This is a genomic window from Planctomycetota bacterium (assembly GCA_026387035.1).
In the GTDB taxonomy this organism is placed as follows: domain Bacteria; phylum Planctomycetota; class Phycisphaerae; order FEN-1346; family FEN-1346; genus JAPLMM01.
The window spans coordinates 1-2,385 of the sequence record JAPLMM010000114.1 but is presented as its reverse complement, the minus strand read 5'-3'; the positions used below and the strand labels follow the sequence as shown (position 1 = coordinate 2,385).

The 2,385-nt window shown below is 72.6% G+C and carries 3 protein-coding genes; 1 reads left to right on the top strand and 2 read right to left on the bottom strand.

The features are described 5' to 3' along the window. Window positions 1-146 precede the first annotated feature (146 nt). On the bottom strand, window positions 147-1,088 hold the full coding sequence (locus tag NTX40_03925; protein MCX5648235.1) for a hypothetical protein: 942 nt from the start codon (window positions 1,086-1,088) through the stop codon (window positions 147-149). Next, window positions 1,088-1,912 carry a hypothetical protein gene (locus tag NTX40_03920; protein ID MCX5648234.1) on the bottom strand — a complete coding sequence of 275 codons (825 nt, stop codon included), beginning with the start codon at window positions 1,910-1,912 and terminating at the stop codon, window positions 1,088-1,090. Before NTX40_03920 ends, NTX40_03925 begins: the two co-directional genes overlap by 1 nt. Window positions 1,913-1,974: 62 nt before the next feature. On the opposite strand from NTX40_03920, the gene NTX40_03915 reads away from it, so the two are divergent. Next, a complete protein-coding gene (locus NTX40_03915) occupies window positions 1,975-2,283 on the top strand; it encodes an ASCH domain-containing protein (GenBank protein MCX5648233.1) in 309 nt (102 codons plus the stop codon). Window positions 2,284-2,385: the final 102 nt, after the last annotated feature.

The following is a 2,385-nucleotide window of genomic DNA, read 5'->3' as shown; positions in this document are numbered from 1 at the left end:
CTCCGCGAGCAGCGCGCGGAACTCCGGCGCGGCCAGCCAGCGCCGCAGCGTCTCCGGCCGGACGCCCTCGCGCCGGGCCGCCTCGTCCAGCCGGCCGCCGGTCTCCCAGACGGCCCGGGCGATTCGCCGATGGCGATTCGTCGGGTTCATCGTCGTGCTCCTTTCTCGCGTTTTTCTCGCCGCGGTCCCGGCCCCAACCCCAACGGGGCAGGCGGGGCAGGCGCGCCGGGATCGGCGTTGGCGTCACCCCGTGCTCCCGCACGGGGCTCGAACGACTTCGCGCGCCAGAGGTAATAGACGGGTGCGGAATCCAGGTGGCGGGCCACCAGGTCCAGCGCCCGCCGGCGCTCGGGCCGGCGCGTCCGATGGTTCTTCGCCGCCAGATACGAGCGGGCCCATCGCTCGATCTCGCGCTCCACGAGGCGCCGCCCCGCGGGCGCAAGGGTCTCCAGTGCCGCATCGAGCGCCTCGGCGCTTCGGCGCGCGCTTCGCCCGAGGCCGACCGCTTCAAGGGCCGACCGCAGGCGCTCGCTCCCCGCCGGTCCCGGCGCGCCGGGATACGCCGTCATCCCCGCCTGCTCGAAGAAGGGATGGACCCGGCCCATGGCGGCGAGGGCTTCGACGTAGGGCGTGCCGACGCGGGGGAGCGTTTCGGCCACGAGCCGCCTCGCCAGCCCCAGGCCGCGCCAGTTCGGCGCGATGACGACGCGGCTGACGATGCGGAGTTCCTCGTTCACGAGGCGTCCGGCCGACAGGCCTCGCCCGACGCGGTAGCGGCCGCCCGTCGCGCGGTTTCGCGCGGCGAGCGACAGCGGCGAGCGGCTGTACACGATGACGCCGACCAGCGTCTCGCGCTGCCCCGCCGCCCCGCGCGCCTGTGCCGAACGCCACGGGATGAGTCCCGATGCAGTCGGGACGAATCCCGGGGACACTCCCCCCGCCGCCCGGTGGACCATGCGAAAGATGTCGCTGACCGCCCCGGCGTGGTGGCTACGGTAATGCAGGGGCGCGAGGCGATCCCAATCCTCGCGCGCTCCGCGCTGGATGCGGATGCCGGCCAGCAGCGTGCACGTTCTGGCGGGCGCCATCAGCGCACCTCACGCTTATCGGCGCGGGCGCGCGTGCGGTGCCGTGGAAGGTGACCGCCCGCCGCGGCGGGCGGCTCGAGACGCGACGCATCGGCGTAGCGGACCTCGACCTCGGCGCCGACCTCCTTTACCACCAGGACGTCGGGCGCAAGGTCCTCGACGAGGTCGTCGTGGGCGCTGGCGGCCAGGACCGTCACGCCCTCGCGGTCCGCCAGACGCCTCAGCCGATACGCCACCGCCCGCGCACAGAGCCGGTCCAACGTGGACGCAAACTCATCCGCCACCAGCACCCGCATTGACTCCAGCGGCGGGTGCCTCTCGCGCACGGCGCCGTTTTCGTTGTTTGGCCGTTCATTCCGCCCTTCGACCATGCTCAGGGCCCTGAGGCTCTCGAAGGGCACTCCGCAATCCGCCCTTCGACTCTGCTCAGGGCGGCCCGAGCATGGTCGAGGGGCCGCATTCCGCATTGCCTCCAGGCGCGCCAGGGCGTGCGCCAGCCGCAGACGCCAACGCTGGCCGTCGCTGAGTTCCTCCGGCGGCCGAAGGAGCACGAACGCGTCCGCAAGGCCTGCCGTGCTCGCCAGGCGCAGCGCCTCCTCGAACTCGGCCGGCAGCCCTTCGCCGCTCCCCGACGGGCCGGTGACGAACACCACGTCGCCCGGCCTGACGTCCATCCGGAGCCCGGCGTAGAGGGCGACCTCGTAGGACTCGTCCAGCCCCAGGCCGAACATCTCCGCCACGCCGAGCGCGCGCTCGGTCGGTTCCGCGCCGGGCCGGGGCGGCGACACGGCGCGAAAGTTTTTGTTGATGCTATACAGACTCATGGCTACTCTCCTTGTCCCGGCGCGCCTGCCCCGTTGGGGCCGGGACTCGAGGGCCGACGCCCATGCTCCTGTTCAAGAAAAAGTTCCTTGATCCCATCCGGTCCGGAGCCAAGTGCCAGACCGTCCGCGTCTGGCCGAAGCGGCGCCTCCGGCCCGGCCAAGCGGAGTTCGTCCCCGGCCTCGGCCGCATCCGCGTCACGGCCTTCGACCCCGTCCGCCCGGTGGACCTTTCGGAAGAGGACGCGAGGCTCGACGGTTTTGAATCGCGCGACGCGCTATTGGCCGAACTGCGGGTGCTGTACGGCGACCGGCTGGACGGTCTCCCCTGCTTCCGCATCCGCTTCGCCTATCCGGCGCCCGAGGGTCCCTGAGCCGGCCGCTCTTCGCACCCGCCCCGGCGTGCCTCGGCCCGGCGGATCTTCCGCTCGATTTGCCTGACGCGCCGTCCGAGCGTGTTCTTGCTCTCGCCGGAA